The organism is Streptomyces sp. NPDC034043 (assembly GCF_055575675.1).
In genome coordinates, this window is record NZ_JBVISF010000003.1 from 253,606 (window position 1) to 277,505 (window position 23,900).

Below are 23,900 nucleotides of genomic sequence, written 5' to 3' on the forward strand. Positions count from 1 at the left end.
GGCCGGCCGGTCAGCCTCCGCACCGGGGCGGTCAGACGCCGATGTTCTTCCCGTCCTTGCGCCACACGGACACCACCGCCGGGCGGACGAGCTTGCCCGGCCCGTCGGGCCACACCGACTGCGGCTTCTCCACGGAGGCGCCGTCGATCTCGCCCGGGTGCTGCACCGAGACGAGGACGCGCTTGTCCTGGATGACCGGGCCGCAGGTCTCGGCCCCGCGCGGGACGGTCAGGAACTGCTTCAGCTCGCCGCGGCGCTCACCCGCGGTCGCGACGCCGAACAGGCCGTCGTGGGAGCCGAGCTGGTTGCCGTCGGTGGAGATCCACAGGTTGCCGTGCGGGTCGAAGGCCACGTTGTCCGGGCAGGAGATCGGGCTGACCTTGTCCTTCGGGAAGCCGGCGAAGTAGGTCGCCGGGTCGTTCGGGTCACCGGCGACCAGGAACAGCCGCCAGGCGAACCCGTCGCCGGCCGGGTCGTCGAAGTTCTCGGCGAGCTCCAGGATCTGGCCGTGCTTGTTCAGGTTGCGCGGGTTGGCCTCGGTCGCGCCCTCGGCCTTGCCGGGCTTGCCGCGGTCGGTGTTGTTGGTCAGCGCGACGTACACGCGGCCGGTGCGCGGGGACGGCTCGACGTCCTCGGGGCGGTCCATCTTCGTGGCGCCCACCTTGTCGGCGGCCTGGCGCGTGAAGACGTACACCTCCTCGGCGGTCATGCCCTCGACGTGCGAGACGTTGCCGGTCGCGAGCTTGATCCACACGCCGGAACCGTCGAACTCGCCGTCGGCGGGCAGCTTGCCGGAGCCGTCGATCTGGGCGGCCGGGGAGTCACCGGTCAGCTTGGCGACGTACAGGGTGCCCTCGTCGAGGAGCGTGAGGTTGTGCTCCTTCGCCGCGCGCGAGTCGCCCTTCTTCATCCGCTTCGACGAGACGAACTTGTAGAAGTAGTCGAAGCGCTCGTCGTCGCCCATGTAGACGACGGGACGGCCGTCCTCGGTCAGGCGCGGCTGCGCGGCCTCGTGCTTGAAGCGGCCGAGCGCGGTGCGCTTGCGGGGCACCGAGTTCACGTCGTACGGGTCCAGTTCGACGACCCAGCCGTGGCGGTGGGACTCGTTGGGCTCCTGGGCCACGTCGAAGCGCTTGTCGAACCGCTCCCACTTGCGCTCGGTGGCACCGGAGGTCACGCCGTAGCGCTTCAGACGGGCGGCCTGGGTGGGGTCGGTGACCTGCCCGGCGTTGCCGAAGTACTGGTTGAAGTTCTCCTCGCCGTGGAGGGTGGTGCCCCACGGAGTGGTGCCGCCGGCGCAGTTGTTGAGGGTGCCGAGCACCTTGGTGCCGGTGGGGTCGGCCGAGGTCTTCAGCAGGGCGCTTCCCGCGGCCGGGCCGGCCATCCTGAACTCGCTGGTGGCGGTCAGACGGCGGTTGAGCTGGTGGCGGGAGACCGCGGTCAGCTTGCCGCTGCGGTGGTCCTCCTGGACGACGACCACGGACAGGCCGTGCGCGGCCCAGGCGATCTCGACCTGCTCGCGGGTCGGGTTGGCCGGGTCGTACCCCTTGAACATGAGGTTTTCGTCGGTGTACTCGTGGTTGGCCACCAGCAGCTGCTGGCGCTCGTAGCCGCCGCCGAGCGGGAGCAGGCTCAGGAAGTCGTTGTTGTAGCCGAACTGGCCGGCCTGGGCGGCGGCCGTCTGCTTGTCCGGGTTGAAGCCGGGGGCGCCCTTGAGGATCGGGTCGCCCCAGCGGATCACCACGTTCTGCTCGTGGCCCTCCGGGACGGTGACCTTGTCGTCGGTGTTCGGGGCGACCGGCTTGAAGCGCAGGCCGCGGGCGGCCTCGCCCGCGCGCCTGGCCTCGTCCCCGGGCACGGGGGCGGCGCTGGCGCTCTGGCCGCCGCCCGCACCGAGGGTGACGGCGGTGCCGGCGGCGGTGGCCACCGTGACGACCGCGGCGGAGCGCAGCATCGAGCGGCGGGAGTAGGCCCGGGCCATGATGTCGCCGGCGTACTCGTTGTCACTGGTGTTGGGCACCTCGTGGAAGCATGCGTCGCCGCAGCGGTAGCGGCAGGTGAGAGCGGAACGGCCGCTGCCATGCGGGTTGCCGATGAACGGCAGGAGCTTGCGCACGAGGGTGTCCTCCGGTGTCGGTACGAATCAGCGGTGACGCTAGGCGCGGGTTGCGCCGATGCGGCGGCGCGGGGATGAACGGTGGATGAACCCGGCACGGCGGAGGGGAAGTTCGGGTAAGGGCCACGGTTGGGTGGACAGCCGGGCGCCACGAAAGGCGCCCCTGCCGAAGTTCCAGCCGAGCGGCCGATAACCTTACGTGTCCACTCTGGGCAGGGATCAACCGCGCAGCACGGACAAATGACGCACGCACTCATGCGAAAGGCCTGGCCCATGGGTATTCGGAGCTTGTTGCGCAAGGTGTTCGGACGGACCGAGGAGCCGGTCCCCGAGACGTCCGACGCCCCTTCGGCGGCCGTCCCGAGCCAGGCCGAACGCACCCCCCTGGACGTGGCGGCCGAACTGGTGGCGGCGTCCTTCGACAACCCGACCGTCCCGCCGCAGTCCGCGCCCCGCGACCGCGAGCCGGGCACGCTGCTCACCGCCGCCCCGGCGCCGACGGCGGACCCCACGGTCCCGGAGGCCCGCCGCCCCGTGCCTCCGGCGGCCCCGGAGGGCGCCGGGGGTCCCACGACCCCCGACACCCCTGCCGAACCGGCCGCGTCCGCGGACGCCGAGCCCGCCGGAGCCGGGGCCGGGGCGCAGGACGCCCCCGCCGCCGAGGCGGAGCCCGATGCCGTTGAGGCCGAGGCCAAGACCGAGCCGGCTGCCGCCGAGGCCGAACCCGCCGTCGTCGAGGCCGAGGCCAAGGCCGAGCCCGTCGTCGAGGCCGAGCCGGCTGCCGCCGAAGCCGAGGTCGAGCCGGCTGCCGCTGAAGCCGTCGCCGAGGCCGAGCCGGAGGCCACCGCCGCCGAGCCCGAGGCCGCCACCGCCGAAGCCGAGCCCGCCGAGGCGGAGGCCAAGCCGGTCACCGCCGAAGCCGCCGCCGAGCCCGAGCCGGAGGCCACCGCCGCCGAGCCCGAGGCCGCCACCGCCGAAGCCGAGCCCGCCGAGGCCGAGGCCAAGCCGGTCACCGCCGAAGCCGCCGCCGAGCCCGAGCCCGCGCCCCAGCCCGAGCCCGCCGCCGAGGCCGAGCCCGAGCCCCAGGACGCCGCGCCGCAGGCCCAGGAGGCGCCCGCCGCCGAGCCCGAGGCGGCCGTCGCCGCCGAGCCGGAGCCCGGCGCCGCGGACCCGGTCGCCGCCGGAGCAACGGAGCAGCCGGACCCCGAGCAGCCGGAGCAGGGGCCCGCCATCGCCGCGGCAGCGGTACGGCGGCGGGCCGCCGGGATCGCCGGGGCGTACAAGGCCGCCGGGCAGGTGCTGCGGGCCAAGGGGAAGGCCGGGGCCCGCGCGAAGGTGTACCTCGTACTGGACCGGTCCGGCTCCATGCGCGGCTTCTACAAGGACGGCAGCGCCCAGTACCTCGCGGACCACGCCCTCGCCCTGGCCGCGCACCTGGACGAGGAGGCCACCGTCCACACGGTGTTCTTCTCCACCGAGCTGGACGGCACCGCCGAGCTGACCCTCGACGCGCACGACGCGAACTGGGTGGAGGCCCGCCACGCCGAGCTGGGACGGATGGGCCGCACCAGCTACCACGTCGCCGTCGAGGCCGTGGTCGAGCGCTACCGGAAGGACGGCGGCACGGGCCCGGCCCTGGTCGTGTTCCAGACCGACGGCGCGCCCGACAACGTCCGTCCCGCCCGGCAGGCGATCGCCGACGCGGCGGCCGCCGCCCCCGGCGTCCACTGGCAGTTCGTCGCGTTCGGCGACCACGACGCGAAGGCCTTCGACTTCCTGCGCAAGCTGGACGCCGAGAACGCCGGCTTCTTCCACGCCGGCCCGGCCCCCGCGGAGCTGACCTCCGCCGCCCTCCTCAAGGGCGTCCTCGAACGGTTCTGACCGCGGCGGTCAGAACGAAGGCGGAGAACGAAGGCAGAACGAAGGGCCCGGGATCCTCGGATCCCGGGCCCTTCCCGCTACAGGAGCGGCTGCGACAGGTCTGCCTAGGTCCTGTCGTCAAAGTAGCGCCGGTCAGGCCTGCGGCGTCCGGTGCCGTGCATCGCAAGGCGGAGGGGCGCCCGAGTACTGGACGTACTTGGGTGCCCCGACAACGCGGCGAGGTGCGGTGCCGGGGGCCGCGGGCCAGGCGGGACTTTTGACGACAGGGCCTAGCGCGCGGCGTCCGGGTGGACGGCCTCCGCGACCGGCTTGGCGTCGGCCGCCTTCGTCTCGACCGGCTTGCGCAGGGCGATGTTCAGCTCGCGCAGGCGGGACTCCTCCAGCACCGTCGGGGCGCCCATCATCAGGTCCTGGGCGTTGCCGTTGAGCGGGAAGGCGATGGTCTCGCGGATGTTCGGCTCGTCGGCCAGCAGCATCACGATGCGGTCGACGCCCGGGGCGATGCCCCCGTGCGGCGGGGCGCCGAGGCGGAAGGCGCGCAGCATGCCCGCGAACTCGCGCTCGACGGTCTCGGCCTCGTAACCGGCGATCTCGAAGGCCTTCAGCATGACCTCGGGCTCGTGGTTGCGGATGGCGCCGGAGGACAGCTCGATGCCGTTGCAGACGATGTCGTACTGCCAGGCCAGGATGTCGAGCGGGTCCTTCTCCTCCAGGTCCTTCATGCCGCCCTGGGGCATGGAGAAGGGGTTGTGCGAGAAGTCGATCTTGCCGGTCTCCTCGTCCTTCTCGTACATCGGGAAGTCGACGATCCAGCAGAAGCGGAAGACGTTCTCCTCGAACTGGCCGGCTCGCTTGGCGGCCTCGACCCGGACCGGGCCCATGATCTTGGAAACCTCGTCGAACTCGCCCGCGCCGAAGAACACCGCGTGCCCGGGCGCCAGGCCCAGACGCTCGCCGAGGACCTTGACGTTCTCCTCGGTGAGGAACTTGGCGATCGGGCCGGTCAGCGAACCGTCCTCGCCCACGCGGACCCACGCCAGGCCCTTGGCGCCCAGCGAGATCGCGTACTCGCCGAGACCGTCGAAGAACTTGCGCGGCTGGCCCGCGGTGTCCGGGACGGCCAGTGCACGCACGTGCTTGCCGGCGAACGCCTTGAACTCCGAGCCCTCGAACACGTCGGTGATGTCGACGAGCTCCAGCTTGGCGCGCAGGTCGGGCTTGTCGTTGCCGTACTTCAGCATCGACTCGCGGAACGGGATCCGCGGGAACGGCGAGGTGACCGGGCGGCCGCCGCCGAACTCGGTGAAGAGCTCGGTCATCAGCTTCTCGATCGGCTGGAAGACGTCCTCCTGCTCGACGAAGGACATCTCCACGTCGAGCTGGTAGAACTCGCCCGGCGAGCGGTCCGCGCGGGCGTCCTCGTCGCGGAAGCAGGGCGCGATCTGGAAGTAGCGGTCGAAGCCGGAGATCATCAACAGCTGCTTGAACTGCTGCGGGGCCTGGGGCAGGGCGTAGAACTTGCCCGGGTTCAGGCGGGACGGGACGACGAAGTCACGGGCGCCCTCGGGGGAGGTCGCGGTGAGGATCGGGGTCGCCATCTCGTTGAAGCCGAGGGCCACCATCTTCGAGCGGATGGACGCGATGACCGCCGAGCGCAGCATGATGTTGCGGTGCATGCGCTCGCGGCGCAGGTCGAGGAAGCGGTACTCCAGACGGCGCTCCTCGTTCACACCGTCGTCGGTGTTGATCGTGAAGGGCAGCGGGCCGGCCGCGCCGAGCACCTCGACCTCGGCGGCCTCGATCTCGATCTCACCCGTCGGCAGGTCGGGGTTGACGTTCTCGGTGCCGCGTGAGACGACCTTGCCGTCGACGCGGACGACCGTCTCCTTGGACAGCTTGTCCAGGACGTCGGCGGCGGCGGTGCCGGGGCGGGCGACGAGCTGCGTGATGCCGTAGTGGTCGCGCAGATCGATGAAGAGGATGCCGCCCAGGTCTCGACGATTGTGCAGCCAGCCGCTCAGCCGGACGTCGGTGCCGACGTCAGAGGCACGGAGCTCGCCGCACGTGTGGGACCTGTACCGATGCATCAGTCATCCAGTTCTACGCGATACCAGGGTGGATTCAACCCTCCCAAGGTTACCGCCCGGGCCGGGCACCGCGCGGGCGTGCCCGGAGAGGGTCCTGAGAGGGTCCTGAACAGGCAGGCCCGTGCGATGACCTGTAAAGATGACCGGGTGCGCACCGAGGACGTCCTGGCCGCCATCGCGACGGGCCTGTGGCGATGGGACAACGCCTCCGGGACGGTCACCCTCGACAGCGAGGCCGCCCGGCTGCTCGGGCTGCCCGCCGAGCCCGTCGTCCTGCCCGAGGCCGCCGCGCGCTCGCGCTTCCACCCGGTCGACTGGAACGAGATCAACGGCATCGTGAACCTCGCCGTCGCCGAGGGCACCCTCGCCGAGGCACGGCTGCGGATCATGGACGAGGACGGGCGCGTACTGCGCACCGTGCGCAGCCGCTCCAAACCCGTGGAGAACCGTACGCCCGACGGCCGCCTCGACTACGAGCTGATCGGCACCATCCAGGAGATCGCCGAGCCGCAGCCCGGCACCACCGCCGCCCACACCCCGATCACCGGCGACTGGCGGCGCTCCCGGGAGGCCTTCCTCCTCGACGCCGGCCGGGCGCTCGCCGAGGCGCGGTCCACGGCCGAGGTGCTGCGGGTGGCGGCCTCGCTGTCCATGCCGGGCTTCAGCCCCGACGGTCTGGCCGTCTTCGGGGTGGAGGGCGACCGGCTGTCGGTCATCGGCCACCACGGGCACGACCCCGGCGACGAGGCCCCCTTCACCGACATGGGCCTGGCGACCGGCTACCCGGCCGCGGAGGTCGTCCGTACCGGCCGGGCGATCTACCTGCCCACACCGGAGGACTACGAGCGGCGCTTCCCCGTCACCTGGCCGCTGGCCCGGCCCTTCGGCCGGAGCTCCTGGGCCTTCCTGCCCCTGATCGTGGCCGGGCGGACCATGGGTGCCTGGATGGCCGCCTTCAAGCAGCCGGTGACCTTCTCCCCCGACGAACGGTCCGTGCTGACGACGGTCGCCCGGATGCTGGCGCAGGCCCTCCAGCGGGCCGGCGTCGCCGAGTCCGAGCGGGAGCTCACCACCGGGCTGCAGCGGTCGATGATGCCGCAGCTCGGGCCGGAGATCCCCGGTATGACGCTCGCGGCGCGCTACGTGCCCACCGGCGGGGGGCTCCAGGTCGGCGGCGACTGGTACGACATGATCCCGCTGCCCTCGGGCCGGTTCGCGCTGGTCATCGGCGACGTCCAGGGGCACGACGTACGGGCCGCCGGGCTGATGGGCCAGCTGCGGATCGCCGTACGGGCCTACGCGTCCGAGGGCCACCGGCCGGACGCGGTGCTCTCCCGGGCCTCCCGCTTCCTGGCCGGGCTCTGCTCCTCGCAGGAGCAGGAGGGCGAGGCGGAGGCCGGTGGACGCGGCCCGGGCGGCGAGCCCGACTACCTCAGCCCCCGCTTCGCGACCTGCCTGTACGTGGAGTGCGACCCGGGGACCGGCACGCTGGAGGTGGCCCGCGCCGGGCACCCCGATCCGGTGGTCCGGATGACGGACGGCACCGTCCTGATGCGGCCGACGGCCGGCGGACTGCCGCTCGGGATCGTCCCCGACACCGACTATCCGACGACCCGGTTCACCCTGGAGCCCGGCGAAACGATGATGCTGTGCACCGACGGGCTCATCGAGACCGGCGGCCACGACCTCGACACCGGCTGGGCGCGGCTGCGGGCGGTCCTGGAGGCCGACGCGGAGACGTACGGGGCCGGCGCGTCCGGTGGCGCCGGACTCACGGCCGGCCACCTGGAGCGCCTCGCCGACCTGCTCGTCCAGGCCGTGCACGGGCCCTCCTCGCACCACACCACGGGACCGCTGGCCGACCGCCGCGAGGACGACATAGCCGTGGTGCTGCTCTGCCGCGAGGGCGCGGGCCGCGGCTGCGGGACGGACGTGCCGCACCCCGTACGGCCCGCCCGGCGCACGGTGCTGACCGTGGCGCAGGCGGAACCGGAGCGGATCGCGGGCGCCCGCCGGCAGGTCCGGGAGCTGCTGCACGACTGGGCGGACCCGGAGCAGGTGGACTCGGCCGAGCTGATGGTCTCGGAAATGGTGACGAACGTGCTGGTGCACACCGACGGCGACGCGCTGCTGGTCGCGGAGGCGGCCGGCGAGCTGGGCACCCGCCGGCTGCGCGTGGAGGTCGCCGACGGCAGCGACGAGCTGCCGCACAAGCGGCACCCCGGCGAGATGGCCTCCAGCGGGCGCGGGGTGCTGCTGATGGAGATGCTGGCCGACACCTGGGGCGTCGACCCCAGGGGCGCCGGCAAGTCGATCTGGTTCGAGCTGTACGAGCGCTCCAAGCCGGCCGACGGCTCCCCGGCCGGGGACGACGCCGCGGCGGCCGGGTAGGCCCGGCGCCGCGGCTCCCCGGAGGCCGGAGGCCTCAGGCCGTCTCCTCCGGGTCGGCCGCGCCCGCCCCGCGGTGGCCCAGGCCGGTCCGGGCGGTGGTGGGGATCCGGCCCAGCCGGCCCGCCTGGAAGTCGTCGAAGGCCTGCTGGAGTTCGTGCCGGGTGTTCATGACGAACGGCCCGTAGTGCGCCATCGGCTCCCGGATCGGCCGGCCGCCGAGCAGGACGATCTCCAGGTCCGGGGTGTGGGAGTCCTGGGACTCGTCCGCCCGCACGGTGAGGGAGCCGCCCTCGCCGAAGACGGCCGTCTGCCCGGTGTGGACCGGCCTGCGGTCGGTGCCCACCGACCCGCGCCCGGCCATGACGTACGCGAGGGCGTTGAAGTCCTCGCGCCACGGCAGGGTGAGCTGCGCGCCCGGGGTGACGGTCGCGTGGACCATCGTGATCGGCGTGTGGGTGATGCCGGGGCCCTCGTGGCCGCCCAGCTCACCGGCGATGACGCGGAGCAGCGCGCCGCCGTCGGGGGTGGTCAGCAGCTTGACCTTGCCGCCGCCGATGTCCTGGTAGCGCGGGGGCATCATCTTGTCGCAGGCGGGGAGGTTCACCCACAGCTGGAGGCCGTGGAAGAGCCCGCCGCTGACGACGAGGTGCTCCGGCGGGGCCTCGATGTGCAGGAGGCCGGAGCCGGCGGTCATCCACTGGGTGTCGCCGTCGTTGATGACTCCGCCGCCGCCGTTGCTGTCCTGGTGGACGAAGGTCCCGTCGAGCAGGTAGGTGACGGTCTCGAAGCCGCGGTGCGGGTGCCACGGGGTGCCCTTGGGCTCGCCGGGCGCGTACTCCACCTCGCCCATCTGGTCCATCATGATGAACGGGTCGAGGTACTGGTAGTTGATCCCCGCGAAGGCGCGGCGCACCGGGAAGCCCTCGCCCTCGAATCCCCCCGGAGCCGTGGTCACGGCGAGCACCTTGCGGGCGGCGGCCGTCTGCGGCTCGGCCACGCGCGGAAGGGTCAACGGGTTCTCAACAGTCACTGCGGGCATGGTCAGGACCTCCTTCTGCTTCGAGTTTAGTTGAAACTCGAACTTTCTGCCATGCCACAGGGAACGGCGCGCCCGGCCCGCGCATTCCCGTAGCGATCACTTCCGGCCGCATGTCCCGCGAACCGAGGATTTTTGCCCGTACCTGACAACCACAGGAGGCCGTGGCGCGGTCTGACAGGGCATGGAGACCAGCACCCCCGACACCGAGGCCGCCCCCGGGCGGCGATGGAACCCGCCCGCGTGGCTGCGCGCCCTCGCCCGGGCCACGGCCATGACGGCGGCGATGACGGCCGCCGGGTACGCCGCCCACCGCTGGGCGGCCACCGGACTGCCGATGGAACCCCTGCCGGGCTCGCCCTGGCCCTACCTGATCGCGTGGGCGGCGCTGACCTTCGTGGCCTCCCTGCTCCTGCAGTGGGCCACGTCCGGGATCGACTACGACGGCCGCTGGAGCCTGGTCGCCGTGCCGGTGTTCGCCGGCATCCGCCTCTCGCTGGCGCACCGCCCGGACCCGGCCCTGCTGTACGCGTACGGCCTGGCGGCCCTGGCGGCGACGGCCGCGGGCATCATCCTGTGGCGGCTGCGCGGCGGGCGGTAGCGCGGGGGCGGACCGAACGGGGGGCGCCCGCCCCCCGGCGGGCTACGGCGACGTCAGCCGTACATGCGGCGCATGGCGAAGTCGACCATCTGCTCGACGGCCTTCGCGTCGAACACCATCCGGTGGTCGCCCTCCATGTCGAGGACGAAGCCGTACCCGGTCGGCAGCAGGTCGATCACCTCGGCGCCGGTGATCACGAAGTACTTGGACTCCTTGCCGGCGTACCGGCGGAGCTCCTTGAGCGTGGTGAACATCGGGATGACCGGGTGCTGCGTGTTGTGCAGCGCCAGGAACCCGGGGGTCTCGCCGCGCGGGCAGTAGACCTTTGAGGTCGCGAAGATCTGCTGGAAGTCCTCGGCGGCGAGCTGCCCGGTGGTGAAGGCCCGGACCGCGTCCGCGAGCGAGGGCGGCGACGGCTCGGGGTACAGCGGCGGCTGCTGCGCGTAGCCCTGTTGCGGCGGGGGCTGCGGCGGCGCGTACTGCTGCTGCTGGGCGCCCGGAGTCTGGTCGTAGCCGTACATGCGCCGAAGCCTACCGAGGGCGGGGCCCGGCCCGTCCCCGAGTTCCGGTCAGAGGCCACCCTTGAGGGCGGCGACGAACGGCGCCCAGGCCGCCGCCGACACCACGAGGACGGGCCCGTCCTCGACCTTGGAGTCCCGGACGGGCACGATCCCGGTGACCCCGTCGGCCACCTCGACACAATCCCCGCCGCTTGCGTTGCTGTAGCTGCTCTTGCGCCACAAGGCGGACGTCAAGTCAATGTCGGTGCTTGCCATGTCGGAAGTCCTCTGCAGCTGCGTCGATCATCGCCAGGGACGCCTCAGGTGACAGCGCGGCAGCCCTGAGCAGATCGTACGACCTGCGGTAGTCCTTCACGAGCGCCGGATAGTCGATGAGTTGCCCGCTGTGCAGACCTTCGGTGTACACGAGCGGTGGCGCGTCCGGAAAGGCCATGACCTTGATCATGCCCATCATGAGCGGGTGGGCTGCCGCCTTTTCCGGAAGGACTTGCAGAACGCTTCGCGACGCCCGAACCACTTGCCCGATGTAGGCCAGCTGCTTTGCCATCGCGTCCGCCGCCAGGAGCGGCCTGCGGATCAGCGACTCATCGAGGATCACCCAAAACGCCGGGTGGTCGTCCTTCTCCCAGAGCGCTGCACGCTTGATGCGTGCGGCAATCTGCTTGTTGACGGTTTCCGGGGGCAGCCAAGGCATCCCTGCCCGGATCACGGCCGACGCATACGCCTCTGTCTGGAGCAGCCCCGGCACCAGCATCGGGGCCCACTCCTCGATGGTCTCCGCGAACGGCTCCATCTCCGCCACGTCCGCGAAGTACTCCGCGTGCCCGGACTGCTTCGCCTTGCGCGCATCTTCACAGCGGCGCTCGAAAAAGCCGTCCGTCCCCAGCTTCGCGTCCACGTGCCGGGCCAGATCCACCGGCATCCGGCGCTCGCCGCGCTCGATCTGGCTCAGGAACGGAACGCCTCTGAAGCTGCCGTCCGCCAGCTGCTCCAGCGTCAGCCCCGCCGCCTCCCGCTTGAAGCGCAGCTCGGCGCCGTAGAAGGACGGCACGTTCGCCGACGCGTCGGGGTCCTTACGAGAGGGCACAACCCACCACCGCCATTTGCCACTTGCCCAGCGCAATCGGAAACCCTTCCCAAGCTACGCCGCGCGACGTCACGCTGTGAGCGGTTCGTCACAGTCAGTCCACACCGGAACGGAATCCCCATGAGCAACCACGCCGCCGACCGCGAGGCCCTCGACGCCCTCAGCCGCCTCCGCGCAGCCCTCGCCGCGCACGGGATCACCCTCCCCTCCCTCGACCTCCACCTCCCCTCCTACGCCAGTAGCCACCGCACCCCACCCCTCATCACCCTCGGCAACTGCAACGTCGCCACCGCGCGGCTCCTGACGGCCGCCCTGGACGAGCGGTGAGCGACCTGACCATCCGGCTGCTCGCCGCCCCCAAGGCCGCCGGCATGCTCCGGCACGCCGTGCGCGAGCACCTCGGGGCCGAGGCGTCCCCCGACGCGGAACTCTGCGTCAGCGAGCTGCTGGCCAACGTGATCGCCCACCTCGGCGAAGGCACGCCGGTCACCCTGCGGATCAGCGGCAGCGGAAGGGCAACCCGTACGCGGGTCGAGCTCACCGACCCCGATCCGCGCACCCGGCCCCTGCCGCGGCAGGCCTGCGACACGGAGGAGTCCGGTCGCGGGCTGGCCCTGCTGGCCGCCGTGTCGCTGCGGTGGGGGGTGAGCCGGGGGCGGGGCGGCAAGACCGTGTGGTGCGAGCTGCCGAGAGAGCCGTCACACTCCGGGCCGTAGGGGTTGCGCCTTATTACTCGCGGGTAGCATCATTACGTTACCGATTGGTATGTACGAGGAACCTGTCTCCCCGAGCCTTAACGGAGCCGTCGCCATGGGGCACTACAAGTCGAATCTCCGCGACATCGAGTTCAACCTCTTCGAGGTGCTCGGACGCGACAAGCTGTACGGCACCGGCCCGTTCGGTGAGATGGACACCGAGACCGCCAAGAGCATCCTGTCCGAGATCGCCCGCCTCGCGGAGAACGAGCTCGCGGAGTCCTTCGCGGACGCCGACCGCAACCCGCCGGTCTTCGACCCGGCCACCAACACCGCCCCCGTGCCGGCCTCCTTCAAGAAGAGCTACGAGGCCTTCATGGACTCGGAGTACTGGCGCCTGGGCCTGCCCGAGGAGATCGGCGGCACCACCTCGCCCCGCTCCCTCATCTGGGCGTACGCGGAACTGCTCCTCGGCTCCAACCCGGCCGTGTGGATGTACTCCTCCGGCCCGGCCTTCGCGGGCGTCCTCCACGAGGAGGGCAACGAGGCCCAGAAGCGCATCGCGCAGATCGCCGTCGAGAAGCGCTGGGGCTCCACCATGGTCCTCACCGAGCCGGACGCCGGCTCGGACGTGGGCGCCGGCCGCACCAAGGCCGTGCCGCAGGAGGACGGCTCCTGGCACATCGAGGGCGTGAAGCGCTTCATCACGTCCGGTGAGCACGACATGGAGGAGAACATCCTCCACTACGTCCTCGCCCGCCCCGAGGGCCACGGCCCCGGCACCAAGGGCCTGTCGCTCTTCCTCGTCCCGAAGTTCCACTTCGACTGGGAGACCGGCGAGCTGGGCGAGCGCAACGGCGTCTACGCCACCAACGTCGAGCACAAGATGGGCCTCAAGGCCTCCAACACGTGCGAGATGACCTTCGGCGACCAGCACCCCGCCAAGGGCTGGCTGATCGGTGACAAGCACGACGGCATCCGCCAGATGTTCATGATCATCGAGTTCGCCCGCATGATGGTCGGCACGAAGGCCATCGCGACGCTCTCGACCGGCTACCTGAACGCCCTGGAGTACGCCAAGGAGCGCGTGCAGGGCCCGGACCTCGCGAACTTCATGGACAAGACCGCGCCCAAGGTCACCATCACGCACCACCCCGACGTGCGCCGCTCGCTCATGACGCAGAAGGCCTACGCCGAGGGCATGCGCGCCCTGGTGCTCTACACGGCCTCCGTCCAGGACGAGATCGCCGTCAAGCAGGCCGCCGGCGAGGACGCCTCCGCCGAGATCGGCCTGAACGACCTGCTCCTGCCGATCGTCAAGGGCTACGGCTCGGAGAAGTCCTACGAGCAGCTCGCCCAGTCCCTGCAGACCTTCGGCGGCTCCGGCTACCTGCAGGAGTACCCGATCGAGCAGTACATCCGCGACGCGAAGATCGACACCCTCTACGAGGGCACCACGGCCATCCAGGGCCAGGACTTCTTCTTCCGGAAGATCGTCCGCGACCAGGGCGCCTCGCTGAACACCCTCTCCGAGACGATCAAGAAGTTCCTCGCCGAGGGCCCCGGCGGCGAGGACCTCGCCCCCGCCCGAGACGCCCTCGCCAAGGCCGCCGTCGACCTCGAGGCCATCGTCGGCCAGATGATCGTCGACCTCACCGCCACCGGCGAGGACGTCAAGAACATCTACAAGGTCGGCCAGAACACCACCCGCCTGCTGATGGCCTCCGGTGACGTCGTCGTCGGATACCTGCTGCTCAAGGGCGCGGCCGTGGCCGCCGAGAAGCTGGAGGGCGCCTCCGCCAAGGACGTCCCCTTCTACACCGGCAAGATCGCCGCCGCGAAGTTCTTCGCCGGCCAGGTGCTGCCCGGCGTCTCGGTCCAGCGCGCGCTGGCCGAGGCCGTCGACAACTCCCTCATGGAGCTCGACGAGGCCGCCTTCTAAGGCACACCGCCCCGCCGGACACAGCCGTACGCGGTGTACGTACGCACAGTGGCCGGACCCTCCCCGCGGAGGGTCCGGCCACTGCCGTCGGGCCGTTTCGGCGTTGTCGGTGGTTCATGGGACGCTCGTAGACATGAGTCCACAGGAGCAGCACAGCAGCAGGGGGTATTCCGTCCCCACCGGGCGGCCGTACGCCCTCAAGGAGCTGCAAGCGAACGTGGGCGCGCTCGGCGACAGGATCAAGGACCTCTACGACGGCGCCCACCCCGCCGAGTACGACCCCGTGGCCGACGCCCTCTACGTCGCCTTCCAGACGGCCGCCGGCCTGGCCCCCGCCAAGAGCTACACCGGCTGCCCCGAGCACCCCAACGGCGCCCTCGACCCCGAGGCGCCCGAGGGCTGGGGCCGCTGCCTCATCTGCAACGACCGCCGCCGCCTCGGCCGGCGCCTCCAGGGCGGCCGGGCCGCCGGCCCCGCCCCCGCCGGCGAACAGCGGCGCCTCGGGTACCCGGTCCCCGAGCCCCCGTACACCCTCGACGTCCTGCGCCACTACCTGCGCGTGATCGACGAGCAGCGCTTCCACCTGACGCTCGGCTCCCCCGACCAGGACTTCGTACGCATCGCCGACGACCTCCACCGGGCCTTCATCGTGGCCCGCGAACTGTCCCGGCCGCGCAACGCCTCCGGATGCTCCGAGCACCCCGGCGCACCCATCGACCCCGATGCCCCTCCCGGCGAGGCCTGTATCTTCTGCGCCGGACGCAAAAGACGCGCGCAGCGCCCGCCGCAGACCCCCGAGATGCTTCCGCGCATCCGCCGGGGCGAGCGCAGACAACTGCAGCGCAGATTCGAACGTCCGCCGGGCTGAGAACGACGGGACCACGGGGCAATCCCCCCGCGGTCCTCGTCCTTTCGGCCATCCGCCGCTGCCCGGCCATGACGAACACGACCGTCGTTAAGGTGAACCACATGAGCTCTCCCGCCCGCTTCGACCGCGGCCACACCGACGATCTGATGACCTTCCTGACGGCCAGTCCGTCGCCGTACCACGCCGTGGCGAACGCGGCGGAGCGGCTGGAAAAGGCGGGCTTCAGGCAGTTGTCGGAATCGGACGCCTGGGACTCGGGCACGGGAGGCCGGTTCGTCCTGCGCGGCGGCGCGCTCATCGCCTGGTACGTGCCCGACGGCGCGGCCGCGCACACCCCCTTCCGGATCATCGGCGCGCACACCGACTCCCCCAACCTGCGGGTGAAGCCCGTACCGGACACCGGCTCGCAGGGCTGGCGCCAGATCGCGGTGGAGATCTACGGCGGCACCCTGCTCAACACCTGGCTGGACCGCGACCTCGGCCTCGCCGGGCGGCTGACCCTGCGCGACGGCACCGAGCGCCTGGTGAACGTGGACCGCGCGCTGCTGCGCGTCCCGCAGCTCGCCGTGCACCTCGACCGGTCGGTCAACACGGACGGACTCAAGCTCGACAAGCAGCGGCACATGCAGCCGGTCTGGGGTCTGGGCGAGGCCCGCGAGGGCGACCTGATCTCCTTCCTGGAGGAGGAAGAGGAGCTGCCCCAGGGCTCCGTGGCCGGCTGGGACCTGATGGTCCACTCGATCGAGCCGCCCGCCTACCTGGGCCGCGACCGCGAACTGCTGGCCGGGCCGCGCATGGACAACCTGCTGTCGGTGCACGCCGGCGTCGCGGCGCTCGCCGCCGTCTCCGCCTCCGAGGGCCTGGACCACATCCCGGTCCTGGCCGCCTTCGACCACGAGGAGAACGGCTCCCAGTCGGACACCGGCGCCGACGGCCCCCTGCTGGGCAACGTGCTGGAACGTTCAGTCTTCGCGCGCGGCGGATCGTACGAGGACAAGGCCCGCGCCTTCGCCGGCACCATCTGCCTCTCCTCGGACACCGGGCACGCCGTCCACCCCAACTACGGGGAGCGGCACGACCCTTCGCACCACCCGCGCGCCAACGGCGGCCCCATCCTGAAGGTCAACGTCAACCAGCGCTACGCCACCGACGGCAGCGGCCGCGCGGTGTTCGCCGCGGCCTGCGAGCGGGCCGGGGTGCCGTGGCAGACGTTCGTCTCCAACAACTCCATGCCGTGCGGCACCACGATCGGCCCGATCACCGCCGCCCGCCACGGGATCCAGACCGTGGACATCGGCGTCGCGATCCTGTCGATGCACTCGGCCCGCGAACTGTGCGGCTCCGACGACCCGTTCCTCCTCGCCAACGCCCTGCTGGCCTTCCTGGAGGGCTGAGCCCCCCGGGAAGCGCCCGCGGGACGGGCCGACGGGCCGCCGGCCGACGCGCCGTCAGGCGTCCATGCCCGCCAGCACCAGCGGCAGGCGGGCGGCGCCGGCGGCCGTGACGACGACCGGGACGCCCCAGTCCTGCTGGTGGACGTGGCAGGCCGGGTACTCGTTCTCCGGGTCGTCGTCGCAGGACGCGGCCATCGCCGACACGTGCAGCACCCCTTCGGTGACGGCGGGGTCCAGCACCAGGTCCCGGAACAGGTCCGTGCCGGCGCCCTCGCCCTCCGCCAGCAGCTCCGGCGGCGTCGAGGACACCAGCAGCCGGGTGGACGGCCCGTAACGGGTGTCCAGCTTCTGGCCGGCCGGGGCCTGGAACACCACGTCGAGGCGGAGCGTGCCGGGCGCCACCTCGGTCGCGGCGCGCTGCGTGCGGTGCGCGACGGCGTCGACCCGTACGGCCTCCTCCGGGAGCCGCAGCCGCGTCAGCCGGTGCCGCGCGGACTCCACCACCACGATGTCCTCGCCCACCAGGACGGCGTCGCTGGGCTCGCGCAGGTCGGTGGCGAGGGTGGAGACCTGCCCGGTCGCGGGGTCGTAGCGGCGCAGGGCGTGGTTGTACGTGTCGCACACCGCGACCGAACCGTCCGGCAGGGCGGTCACCCCGAGCGGGTGCTGGAGCAGCGCCTGCCCGGCGTCCCCGTCCCGGTGCCCGAAGTCGAACAGTCCGGTGCCGACGGCGGACCGCACCGCGTACCCGTCCCCCTCGCGCTCCACGTACCGCAGGGCGCTGGTCTCGGAGTCGGCGATCCACAACCGGTCCCCGGCGGCCGCGAGCCCGGACGGCTGCGCGAACCAGGCCTCGGCGGCGGGCCCGTCGACGAGCCCCTCGTTCGTGGTCCCGGCGGCGACCGCGACGGTCCCCGTCTCCGGGTCCCAGGTCCACAGCTGGTGCACGCCGGCCATGGCGATCCAGACCCTGCCCTGCCACCAGGCGACGTCCCACGGCGAGGACAGGTCCACCTCCAGCGCCGGCCCGGAGGCCGGGGATCCCTGCCACCACTGCCGTCCGGTCCCGGCGACGGTCTCGACGGTCCCCGTCCCGGGGTCGAAGACGCGCAGCGCGTGGTTGACGGTGTCGGCGACCACGACCCGCCCGTCGGGCAGCAGCGCGAGTCCCTGCGGCTCGCTGAAGGCGTCCGGCCCGAAACCGCGCTCGCCGCTGCCGATGCGGCGTACGACGCTCTCCCCGTCGGCGGCCAGCTCCACGAGCTGGTGCCGCGTCGAGTCGGAGACCAGCAGGTTCCCCGAGGGCAGCACGAGCGCCTTGCCGGGGAACCGCAGGTCGGTGGCCACGGGCTCGGGCGCCACGTACGGCCCGTCCCCACGCCGCAGGGTCCCCTTCGCCTCGTGCTCGGCCTCCAGCTCCTCGACGAGCCGCGCGATGGCGTGCGCGTGCCCCTCACCGGCGTGCTGCGCGACGACGTACCCCTCGGGGTCGATCACCACGAGCGTGGGCCAGGCCCGCACGGCGTACTGCTTCCAGGTGGCGAGCTCGGGGTCGTCGAGCACGGGGTGGTGGACCTGGTACCGCTCGACGGCGTCGACGACGGCGGCGTGATCGGCCTCGTGGACGAACTTCGGCGAGTGCACCCCGATGATCACCACGGTGTCCCGGTGCTTCTCCTCCAGCTCCCGCAGCTCGTCGAGGACGTGGAGGCAGTTGATGCAGCAGAACGTCCAAAAATCCAAGATCACAACGCGGCCGCGCAGGTCGGCGAGGGTGAGTTCCTTGCCTCCGGTGTTCAGCCAGCCGCCCTTGCCGATCAGCTCGGGGGCACGGACACGGGCACGCTTGCGGGGTGCGGGCGCGGGGGTGGGCGCCGGAGCAGCATCGTTCATCCTTCAAGCTTGCCAGCCGCCCGTCGACCACCGCAGCCGAGCCCCGCGGAACGGGTCAGGGGGTTGTGAGGAAGGAGTCCAGGGAGGTGATCAGGGAGTCCACGAAGGAGTCGCGGGTGTGCTGCGGGAGCAGGTCCAGGGAGAGGTACGGGTTCAGGTCCTCCAGCTCGACCAGCAGCAGTTCACCGGACGGGGCGCGGCAGGCGTCCACGCGCTGGATGCCGTGGTCGAGGGTGTTCCAGTCGATGAAGCGGCGGGCGAACGCCAGGTCCTCGCGGGTCGGCTCGTAGGGGGTGAGCTCCCAGCGGCGGGCGGGGTCCGGGGCGTGGAGGGCGTACTGGAAGGCGTCGTCGACGAAGTAGAAGGACACCTCGTACGCGAAGTCGATCCGCGGCTGGATGAGGATCTCCCCCGCCGGGCCGGACGGGGTGGCCGTGAAGGTGAGGCCGATGGAGTCGGCGCCCTGCTTGGGCTTGACCGCGTACGTGCCGGTGCTCGGCAGGCGGTCCAGGTGGGCGGGGTCGTCGACGGTCGGGATGACCGGGAGCCCGGCGGCCGTCAGGTCGAGGAGGTACTGCTTGCCGGCCATGTCGCCCCGCCCGGTGAGCGGGTTGTAGACACGGGTCCCGGTGGCGAGCGCGGCCGCGCGGAACGCGTCGTAGGCCTGCCGGTAGCCCAGGACCGGGCCGCTGTTGCGGATGACGACGGCGTCGAAGCCGGGCATCAGGGCCTCCGCGTCCAGCGGGTGGCACAGGGCCAAGCGGAAGTGTTCGCGCAGGCGGGCGGTGAGGAAGACGTCCTCGTCGCCGTAGCGGCGGCCGCGCGCGGGGTAGGCCAGGTCGGTCACGTAGAGGAGACGCGTGGTGGGCATGGGGTCAAGCTATCCCGGGCAGCGATCAGCACATGAAATACCTCGTTCGGGACAAACTGCTGGCCATCGGGGACGACTACTGCATCGAGGACGAGGAGGGCCGGCACGCCTTCCTCGTCGACGGGAAGGCACTGCGCTTCCGCGACACCCTGGAGCTGAAGGACCCCGACGGGCGGATCCTGCTCACCCTGCGGGAGAAGCTCTTCACCCTGCGGGACGCGATGACCCTGGAGCGGGACGGCCGGCGCCTCGCGGTGATCCGGCGCAAGCGGCTGTCGCTGCTGCGCAACCACTTCCGCGTGACCATGGCCGAGGGCACGGAACTCGACGTCAGCGGGCGGATCCTGGACCGCGAGTTCAAGGTCGAGTACGAGGGCGAGCTGCTCGCGCTGGTCTCCCGCCAGTGGTACCGGATCCGCGAGACGTACGCCGTGGACGTGGTCCGGGAGGACGCGGACGCGGCGCTGCTGGTGGCGCTCGCCGTGTGCGTGATCAGGATGGCCGAAAAGGAACGGGAGGAGAGCGGCGGGGACGGGACCCCCGACGGCTGAGCCGGGAGTTCCCGAGGTCCGCCACCGCCCCCGGGTTACGGGCGGACCGGGGGGTGGAGGCCCAGGGCGCGGTCCTTCAGGGCGGGGAACTGCTCCCGGGTGGCGGCCACCTTCGCCGGGTCGAGGTCCACCGTCAGGACGGCCTCGCCCGGGCCCGCCTCGGCCAGCACCTCGCCCCAGGGGTCCACGACGAGGCTGTGCCCGGCCTGTTCCACGCCCGCGTGCGTACCGGCCGTCGCGCAGGCCAGTACGTACGCCTGGTCCTCCACCGCCCGCGCCCGGTTCAGCAGGGTCCAGTGCTCGCGCCGCCGGGCCGGCCAGCCGGCGGCGACGACCATCGTGGTGGCGCCGGCGTCGACGAGGCCGCGGAACAGCTCCGGGAAGCGGAGGTCGTAGCAGGTGGCGAGGCCGAGGGTCTGCTCCGGCAGGGTCACCGTGGTCAGGGTGTCGCCGGCGGACATCAGGACCGCCTCGCCCTGGTCGAAGCCGAAGCGGTGGATCTTGCGGTAGGTGGCGGCGAGCTCACCGGACGGGGACAGCACGAGGGCGGTGTTGTAGAGCGAGCCGTCACCGGCGCGCTCCACGACCGACCCGGCGTGCAGCCAGACCCCGGCGTCGCGCGCGGCCTTGGACATGGCCTCGTACGTCGGGCCGTCCAGCGGTTCTGCCTCCGTCTCGAACTGCTCGTAGGCGAAGGCGCCCACGGTCCACAGTTCCGGCAGCACCACGAGATCGGAGCCGCTCTGCTCCCGTACGAGATCGGCGGCCCGCTGGCGCCGGGAAGCCACCGACTCCGCTTCGTTCACCGCGATTTGAATCAGCGAGGCGCGCACGCTACCACCGTCCTGGCATGTCAGCCGGTCAACTCAAGGCCTACGATCGTCACACGAAAGCGCTGCCGGGGTGCTCATCGGCAGCGTACTTTTGGGAATAGTCCACAACGCGCCACTGAACAGCCAGCGAGGGGTCCCGTTGACCGTCCATCCCAGCCTTGAGCCCTATGCCGACGCGTGGACCCACTCCATCGAGGCGATAACCGAGCTGGTCCTCCCCCTCCCGGAGGCCCGGTGGAACCTTCCGACGCCCTGCCCGGGATGGTCCGTGCGCGACGTCGTGTCCCACATCATCGGCCTTGAGCTGGAAATGCTCGGCGATCCCCGGCCGATCCACACGCTGCCGCGCGACCTGCGGCACGTGGTGGACGAGTTCACCCGGTACATGGAGGTACCGGTCGACGTCCGCCGCCACCACACCGCCCCGGAGATGACCTCGGAGCTGGAGTACACGGTCATCCGGCGCCAGCGCCAGCTGCGGAACGAGAAGCGGGATCCGGCCACGACGATGGTGCGCGGGCCGCAGGGCAACCAGATCACGCTGGAGTTCGCGCTGCGGCTGCGGGCCTTCGACACCTGGATCCACGAGCAGGACCTGCGGGCCGCGCTGGGCGTGCCGGGGAACTGGGATTCGCCGGGCGCGTTCGTGGCGCGGGACATCCTGCTGGCGGGGCTGCCGAAGGTGGTCGCGAAGGGCGCGGGCGCGCCGCCGGACTCGGCGGTCGTCATCGACGTGCACGGGCCGGTGGAGTTCCTGCGGACGGTACGGGTCGACGCGGCGGGCCGCGCCACCCTCGACCAGACCCCCTCGCTGGGCCCGGCGGTGTCGCTGGCCATGGACTGGGAGACGTACGTACGGCTGGCCGCGGGCCGGGTCCGGCCGCGCGCGGTCGCCGACCGGGTCAAGGTGGAGGGCGACACCGAGCTGGCCGCCGCCATCCTCCGGTCCTTCGCCGTGACCCCGTAGGACCCGGTGGGGCCGGGAGTACGCGGCCGGGCGGAGGCGCACGCCCGCGGGGTCAGCGGGGCGTCGGCCGGACGGACTTCCGGCAGCTCTCCCCGGCCGGCGGCGCCGCGGGACCGGGGGCTTCGCGTTCCGGGGCGTCGCGTTCCGGGGCGGAGGCTTCGCGTTCCCGGGCGGAGGCTTCGCGTTCCCGGGCGAGGGCCCTCCGGTACAGGCGCAGGATCTGGGTGAGGCCGAGCAGCTCCACCACGAACACCGACGAGAAGGCGGTCCGGTAGTCGTCGCCGGTGGCGTCGAGCAGGATGCCGACCGCCAGCAGGGTGGTCATGGAGGCGAGGAAGCCGCCCATGTTGGTGATCCCGGACGCGGTGCCCTGGCGTTCGGCCGGGTTCGCGGGCCGGGCGAAGTCGAAGCCGATCATCGAAGCGGGTCCGCAGGTGCCGAGCACCACGCACAGGGTGACCAGCAGCCACATCGGCGCCCGGTCGCCGGGGTACGCCAGGACCGACGCCCACAGCAGTGCCGTGACGCCGACCGTGCCCAGCGCCAGCGGGAGGCGCGCGGCCGGGCGGCGTCCGATGAGCTGACCGTAGACCAGGCCGAAGGCCATGTTCGAGGCGACGACCAGGGTCAGCAGCCCGCCCGCGGTGGTCCGCGGCAGTCCCTGCGCCTCGACCAGGAACGGCATGCCCCACAGCAGCAGGAAGACCATCGCTGGGAACTGGGTGGTGAAGTGCACCCACAGGCCGAGGCGGGTGCCGGGCTCCCGCCACGATTCCCGGATCTGGCGGCGTACGAAGCCCCCCGTGCCCGGGCTGACGGGCGCGGGCCCGTGCCCCTCGGGGTGGTCGCGCAGGAACAGGACGAGGGGGACGAGGACGATCAGCCCCGCCACCGCGCTGCCCGCGAAGGCGGGCACCCAGCCGAGGCCGTGCAGGACGGGCGCCAGCACCAGGGTGGAGACCAGGTTGCCGGCCATCCCCACCAGCCCGGCCAGCTGCCCCATCACCGGAGCGCGTCGGGCGGGGAACCAGCGGGTGCCGAGCCGCAGCACGGATATGAAGGTCATCGCGTCACCGCAGCCCAGCAGGGCGCGGGCGGCCAGCGCCATGCCGTACGACGGGGAGAGGGCGAAGCCGAGCTGCCCGGCGGTGAAGAGGACGGCGCCCAGCGTCAGCACCTTCTTGGTGCCGAGCCGGTCCACCATCAGGCCGACGGGGACCTGCATGCCCGCGTAGAGCAGCAGCTGGAGCAGGGAGAAGGCGGAGAGGGCGGAGGCGTTGACGTGGAAGCGGTCCGCCGCCTCCAGGCCGGCCACGCCGAGGCTGGTGCGGAAGATGACGGCGACGAAGTAGACGGCGACGCCGATGCACCAGACGGCGACGGCCGTGCGGCCGCCGCGCGGATCGCCGGTCATCGCTCCCCACCGCCGTCACGGCCGTCACGGCCGTCGCGGCCGTCACCGGCGTCACGGCCGTCGAAGCCCCGCACCAGCGCCCCGACCCGGCCCACGTGGCGGCGTACCGCCGCGGCGGCGGCCTCCGCGTCCCCGGCGCGCAGGGCGTCCAGGACCTCCGCGTGCTCGTCCAGGGTGCGCTCCACCCGCTCGGGGTGCGCGTGCAGCAGGGCCGCGCCCATCCGCAGCTGCCGGTCGCGGAGCTGGTCGTAGAGCCGGCTGAGGATCTCGTTCCCGGCGTTGCGGACGATCTCGGCGTGGAAGCACCGGTCGGCGGTGGTCATCGCCGCGAGGTCGCCCCGGGCCGCGCACCGGCGCAGCTCCTCCAGCAGTTCCGCGAGCCGCTCCAGCAAGGCGGGCGGGGCCGGCACGGCCCTGCGTACGGTGAACTCCTCGACGAGCAGCCGGGTCTCGACCACGTCGGCGATCTCCTGCGCGGAGACCGGCAGCACCAGCGCGCCCTTCTTCGGGTACAGCCTCAGCAGGCCCTCGGTCTCCAGCCTCAGCAGGGCCTCGCGGACCGGGGTGCGGGAGACGCCGACCGCACCGGCGAGCTCGCCCTCGGTGAGGAGGATCCCGCCTTCGTAACGGCGGTCCAGCACACCCTGCTTGACGTGCCGGTAGACGCGGTCGGCGGCCGTGGTGGCGCGGGTGGCTGAGGGCATGCGCACAGGATAGATACATGAAGGACACAACGATCTGCCCCGTCCGCG

The 23,900-nt window shown here is 72.1% G+C and carries 21 protein-coding genes; 10 read left to right on the plus strand and 11 right to left on the minus strand.

The window, feature by feature from the left end; genetic code table 11:
* Window positions 1-31: 31 nt before the first annotated feature.
* Entirely contained in the window at window positions 32-2,116 is a 2,085-nt protein-coding gene (locus ACZ51S_RS09665) for a PhoX family protein (RefSeq protein WP_468480105.1), read from the minus strand.
* Window positions 2,117-2,389: 273 nt separating this feature from the next.
* Between ACZ51S_RS09665 and ACZ51S_RS09670 the strand changes: the two genes are divergently transcribed.
* Window positions 2,390-3,997 carry a VWA domain-containing protein gene (locus tag ACZ51S_RS09670; protein ID WP_468960403.1) on the plus strand — a complete coding sequence of 536 codons (1,608 nt, stop codon included), beginning with the start codon at window positions 2,390-2,392 and terminating at the stop codon, window positions 3,995-3,997.
* A 269-nt stretch (window positions 3,998-4,266) separates the two neighbouring features.
* On the opposite strand, the gene aspS is transcribed toward ACZ51S_RS09670, so the two are convergent.
* A complete protein-coding gene (gene aspS, locus ACZ51S_RS09675; protein WP_467885636.1) occupies window positions 4,267-6,084 on the minus strand; it encodes an aspartate--tRNA ligase in 1,818 nt (605 codons plus the stop codon).
* A 147-nt stretch (window positions 6,085-6,231) separates the two neighbouring features.
* On the opposite strand from aspS, the gene ACZ51S_RS09680 reads away from it, so the two are divergent.
* Window positions 6,232-8,475, plus strand: coding sequence for a SpoIIE family protein phosphatase (locus ACZ51S_RS09680; protein ID WP_468960569.1), 2,244 nt, complete (start codon window positions 6,232-6,234; stop codon window positions 8,473-8,475).
* A gap of 34 nt (window positions 8,476-8,509) precedes the next feature.
* Here the strand turns inward: ACZ51S_RS09680 and ACZ51S_RS09685 are convergent, their stop codons facing one another.
* Complete coding sequence (locus ACZ51S_RS09685) at window positions 8,510-9,514, minus strand: pirin family protein (RefSeq protein WP_468960405.1); 1,005 nt, start codon at window positions 9,512-9,514, stop codon at window positions 8,510-8,512.
* A gap of 181 nt (window positions 9,515-9,695) precedes the next feature.
* Between ACZ51S_RS09685 and ACZ51S_RS09690 the strand changes: the two genes are divergently transcribed.
* Window positions 9,696-10,112: a hypothetical protein gene (locus tag ACZ51S_RS09690; RefSeq protein WP_468960407.1), complete on the plus strand. Its 417-nt coding sequence runs from the start codon at window positions 9,696-9,698 to the stop codon at window positions 10,110-10,112.
* Between the two features lie 53 nt (window positions 10,113-10,165).
* Here the strand turns inward: ACZ51S_RS09690 and ACZ51S_RS09695 are convergent, their stop codons facing one another.
* The 3 genes from ACZ51S_RS09695 to ACZ51S_RS09705 are packed head-to-tail and all read right to left on the minus strand — an operon-like array spanning window position 10,166 to window position 11,720.
* Window positions 10,166-10,633: an SseB family protein gene (locus ACZ51S_RS09695; RefSeq protein WP_468475078.1), complete on the minus strand. Its 468-nt coding sequence runs from the start codon at window positions 10,631-10,633 to the stop codon at window positions 10,166-10,168.
* 48 nt (window positions 10,634-10,681) lie between these two features.
* On the minus strand, window positions 10,682-10,888 hold the full coding sequence (locus tag ACZ51S_RS09700) for a DUF397 domain-containing protein (protein WP_468475079.1): 207 nt from the start codon (window positions 10,886-10,888) through the stop codon (window positions 10,682-10,684).
* Window positions 10,869-11,720, minus strand: a complete 852-nt coding sequence (locus ACZ51S_RS09705) for a helix-turn-helix domain-containing protein (protein WP_468475080.1) — start codon at window positions 11,718-11,720, stop codon at window positions 10,869-10,871. Before ACZ51S_RS09705 ends, ACZ51S_RS09700 begins: the two co-directional genes overlap by 20 nt.
* A 120-nt stretch (window positions 11,721-11,840) precedes the next feature.
* Between ACZ51S_RS09705 and ACZ51S_RS09710 the strand changes: the two genes are divergently transcribed.
* From ACZ51S_RS09710 to ACZ51S_RS09730, 5 genes are all read left to right on the plus strand, one after another.
* Window positions 11,841-12,047: a hypothetical protein gene (locus ACZ51S_RS09710; protein WP_468960409.1), complete on the plus strand. Its 207-nt coding sequence runs from the start codon at window positions 11,841-11,843 to the stop codon at window positions 12,045-12,047.
* On the plus strand, window positions 12,044-12,436 hold the full coding sequence (locus ACZ51S_RS09715; protein ID WP_468960411.1) for an ATP-binding protein: 393 nt from the start codon (window positions 12,044-12,046) through the stop codon (window positions 12,434-12,436). The genes ACZ51S_RS09710 and ACZ51S_RS09715 overlap by 4 nt, the downstream gene beginning before the upstream one ends.
* Window positions 12,437-12,530: 94 nt before the next feature.
* Window positions 12,531-14,357: an acyl-CoA dehydrogenase gene (locus ACZ51S_RS09720; protein WP_468960571.1), complete on the plus strand. Its 1,827-nt coding sequence runs from the start codon at window positions 12,531-12,533 to the stop codon at window positions 14,355-14,357.
* Window positions 14,358-14,490: 133 nt separating this feature from the next.
* Window positions 14,491-15,225 carry a hypothetical protein gene (locus tag ACZ51S_RS09725; RefSeq protein ID WP_388933037.1) on the plus strand — a complete coding sequence of 245 codons (735 nt, stop codon included), beginning with the start codon at window positions 14,491-14,493 and terminating at the stop codon, window positions 15,223-15,225.
* A 101-nt stretch (window positions 15,226-15,326) separates the two neighbouring features.
* Complete coding sequence (locus ACZ51S_RS09730; protein ID WP_468475084.1) at window positions 15,327-16,619, plus strand: M18 family aminopeptidase; 1,293 nt, start codon at window positions 15,327-15,329, stop codon at window positions 16,617-16,619.
* 54 nt (window positions 16,620-16,673) lie between these two features.
* Here ACZ51S_RS09730 and ACZ51S_RS09735 read toward each other — a convergent pair whose 3' ends face one another.
* Window positions 16,674-18,512, minus strand: a complete 1,839-nt coding sequence (locus tag ACZ51S_RS09735) for an NHL domain-containing thioredoxin family protein (protein WP_468475085.1) — start codon at window positions 18,510-18,512, stop codon at window positions 16,674-16,676.
* A gap of 55 nt (window positions 18,513-18,567) precedes the next feature.
* A complete protein-coding gene (locus ACZ51S_RS09740; protein ID WP_468475086.1) occupies window positions 18,568-19,383 on the minus strand; it encodes an ATP-grasp domain-containing protein in 816 nt (271 codons plus the stop codon).
* Between the two features lie 32 nt (window positions 19,384-19,415).
* On the opposite strand from ACZ51S_RS09740, the gene ACZ51S_RS09745 reads away from it, so the two are divergent.
* Window positions 19,416-19,934 carry an LURP-one-related/scramblase family protein gene (locus tag ACZ51S_RS09745; RefSeq protein ID WP_468960414.1) on the plus strand — a complete coding sequence of 173 codons (519 nt, stop codon included), beginning with the start codon at window positions 19,416-19,418 and terminating at the stop codon, window positions 19,932-19,934.
* A gap of 35 nt (window positions 19,935-19,969) precedes the next feature.
* Here the strand turns inward: ACZ51S_RS09745 and ACZ51S_RS09750 are convergent, their stop codons facing one another.
* Window positions 19,970-20,767: a carbon-nitrogen family hydrolase gene (locus ACZ51S_RS09750; RefSeq protein WP_468475088.1), complete on the minus strand. Its 798-nt coding sequence runs from the start codon at window positions 20,765-20,767 to the stop codon at window positions 19,970-19,972.
* A 139-nt stretch (window positions 20,768-20,906) separates the two neighbouring features.
* Between ACZ51S_RS09750 and ACZ51S_RS09755 the strand changes: the two genes are divergently transcribed.
* Window positions 20,907-21,734 carry a maleylpyruvate isomerase family mycothiol-dependent enzyme gene (locus ACZ51S_RS09755; protein WP_468475089.1) on the plus strand — a complete coding sequence of 276 codons (828 nt, stop codon included), beginning with the start codon at window positions 20,907-20,909 and terminating at the stop codon, window positions 21,732-21,734.
* Window positions 21,735-21,786: 52 nt separating this feature from the next.
* Here the strand turns inward: ACZ51S_RS09755 and ACZ51S_RS09760 are convergent, their stop codons facing one another.
* On the minus strand, window positions 21,787-23,148 hold the full coding sequence (locus ACZ51S_RS09760) for an MFS transporter (protein WP_468960416.1): 1,362 nt from the start codon (window positions 23,146-23,148) through the stop codon (window positions 21,787-21,789).
* Window positions 23,145-23,852, minus strand: a complete 708-nt coding sequence (locus tag ACZ51S_RS09765) for a GntR family transcriptional regulator (RefSeq protein ID WP_468475091.1) — start codon at window positions 23,850-23,852, stop codon at window positions 23,145-23,147. The genes ACZ51S_RS09760 and ACZ51S_RS09765 overlap by 4 nt, the downstream gene beginning before the upstream one ends.
* Window positions 23,853-23,900 lie beyond the last annotated feature (48 nt).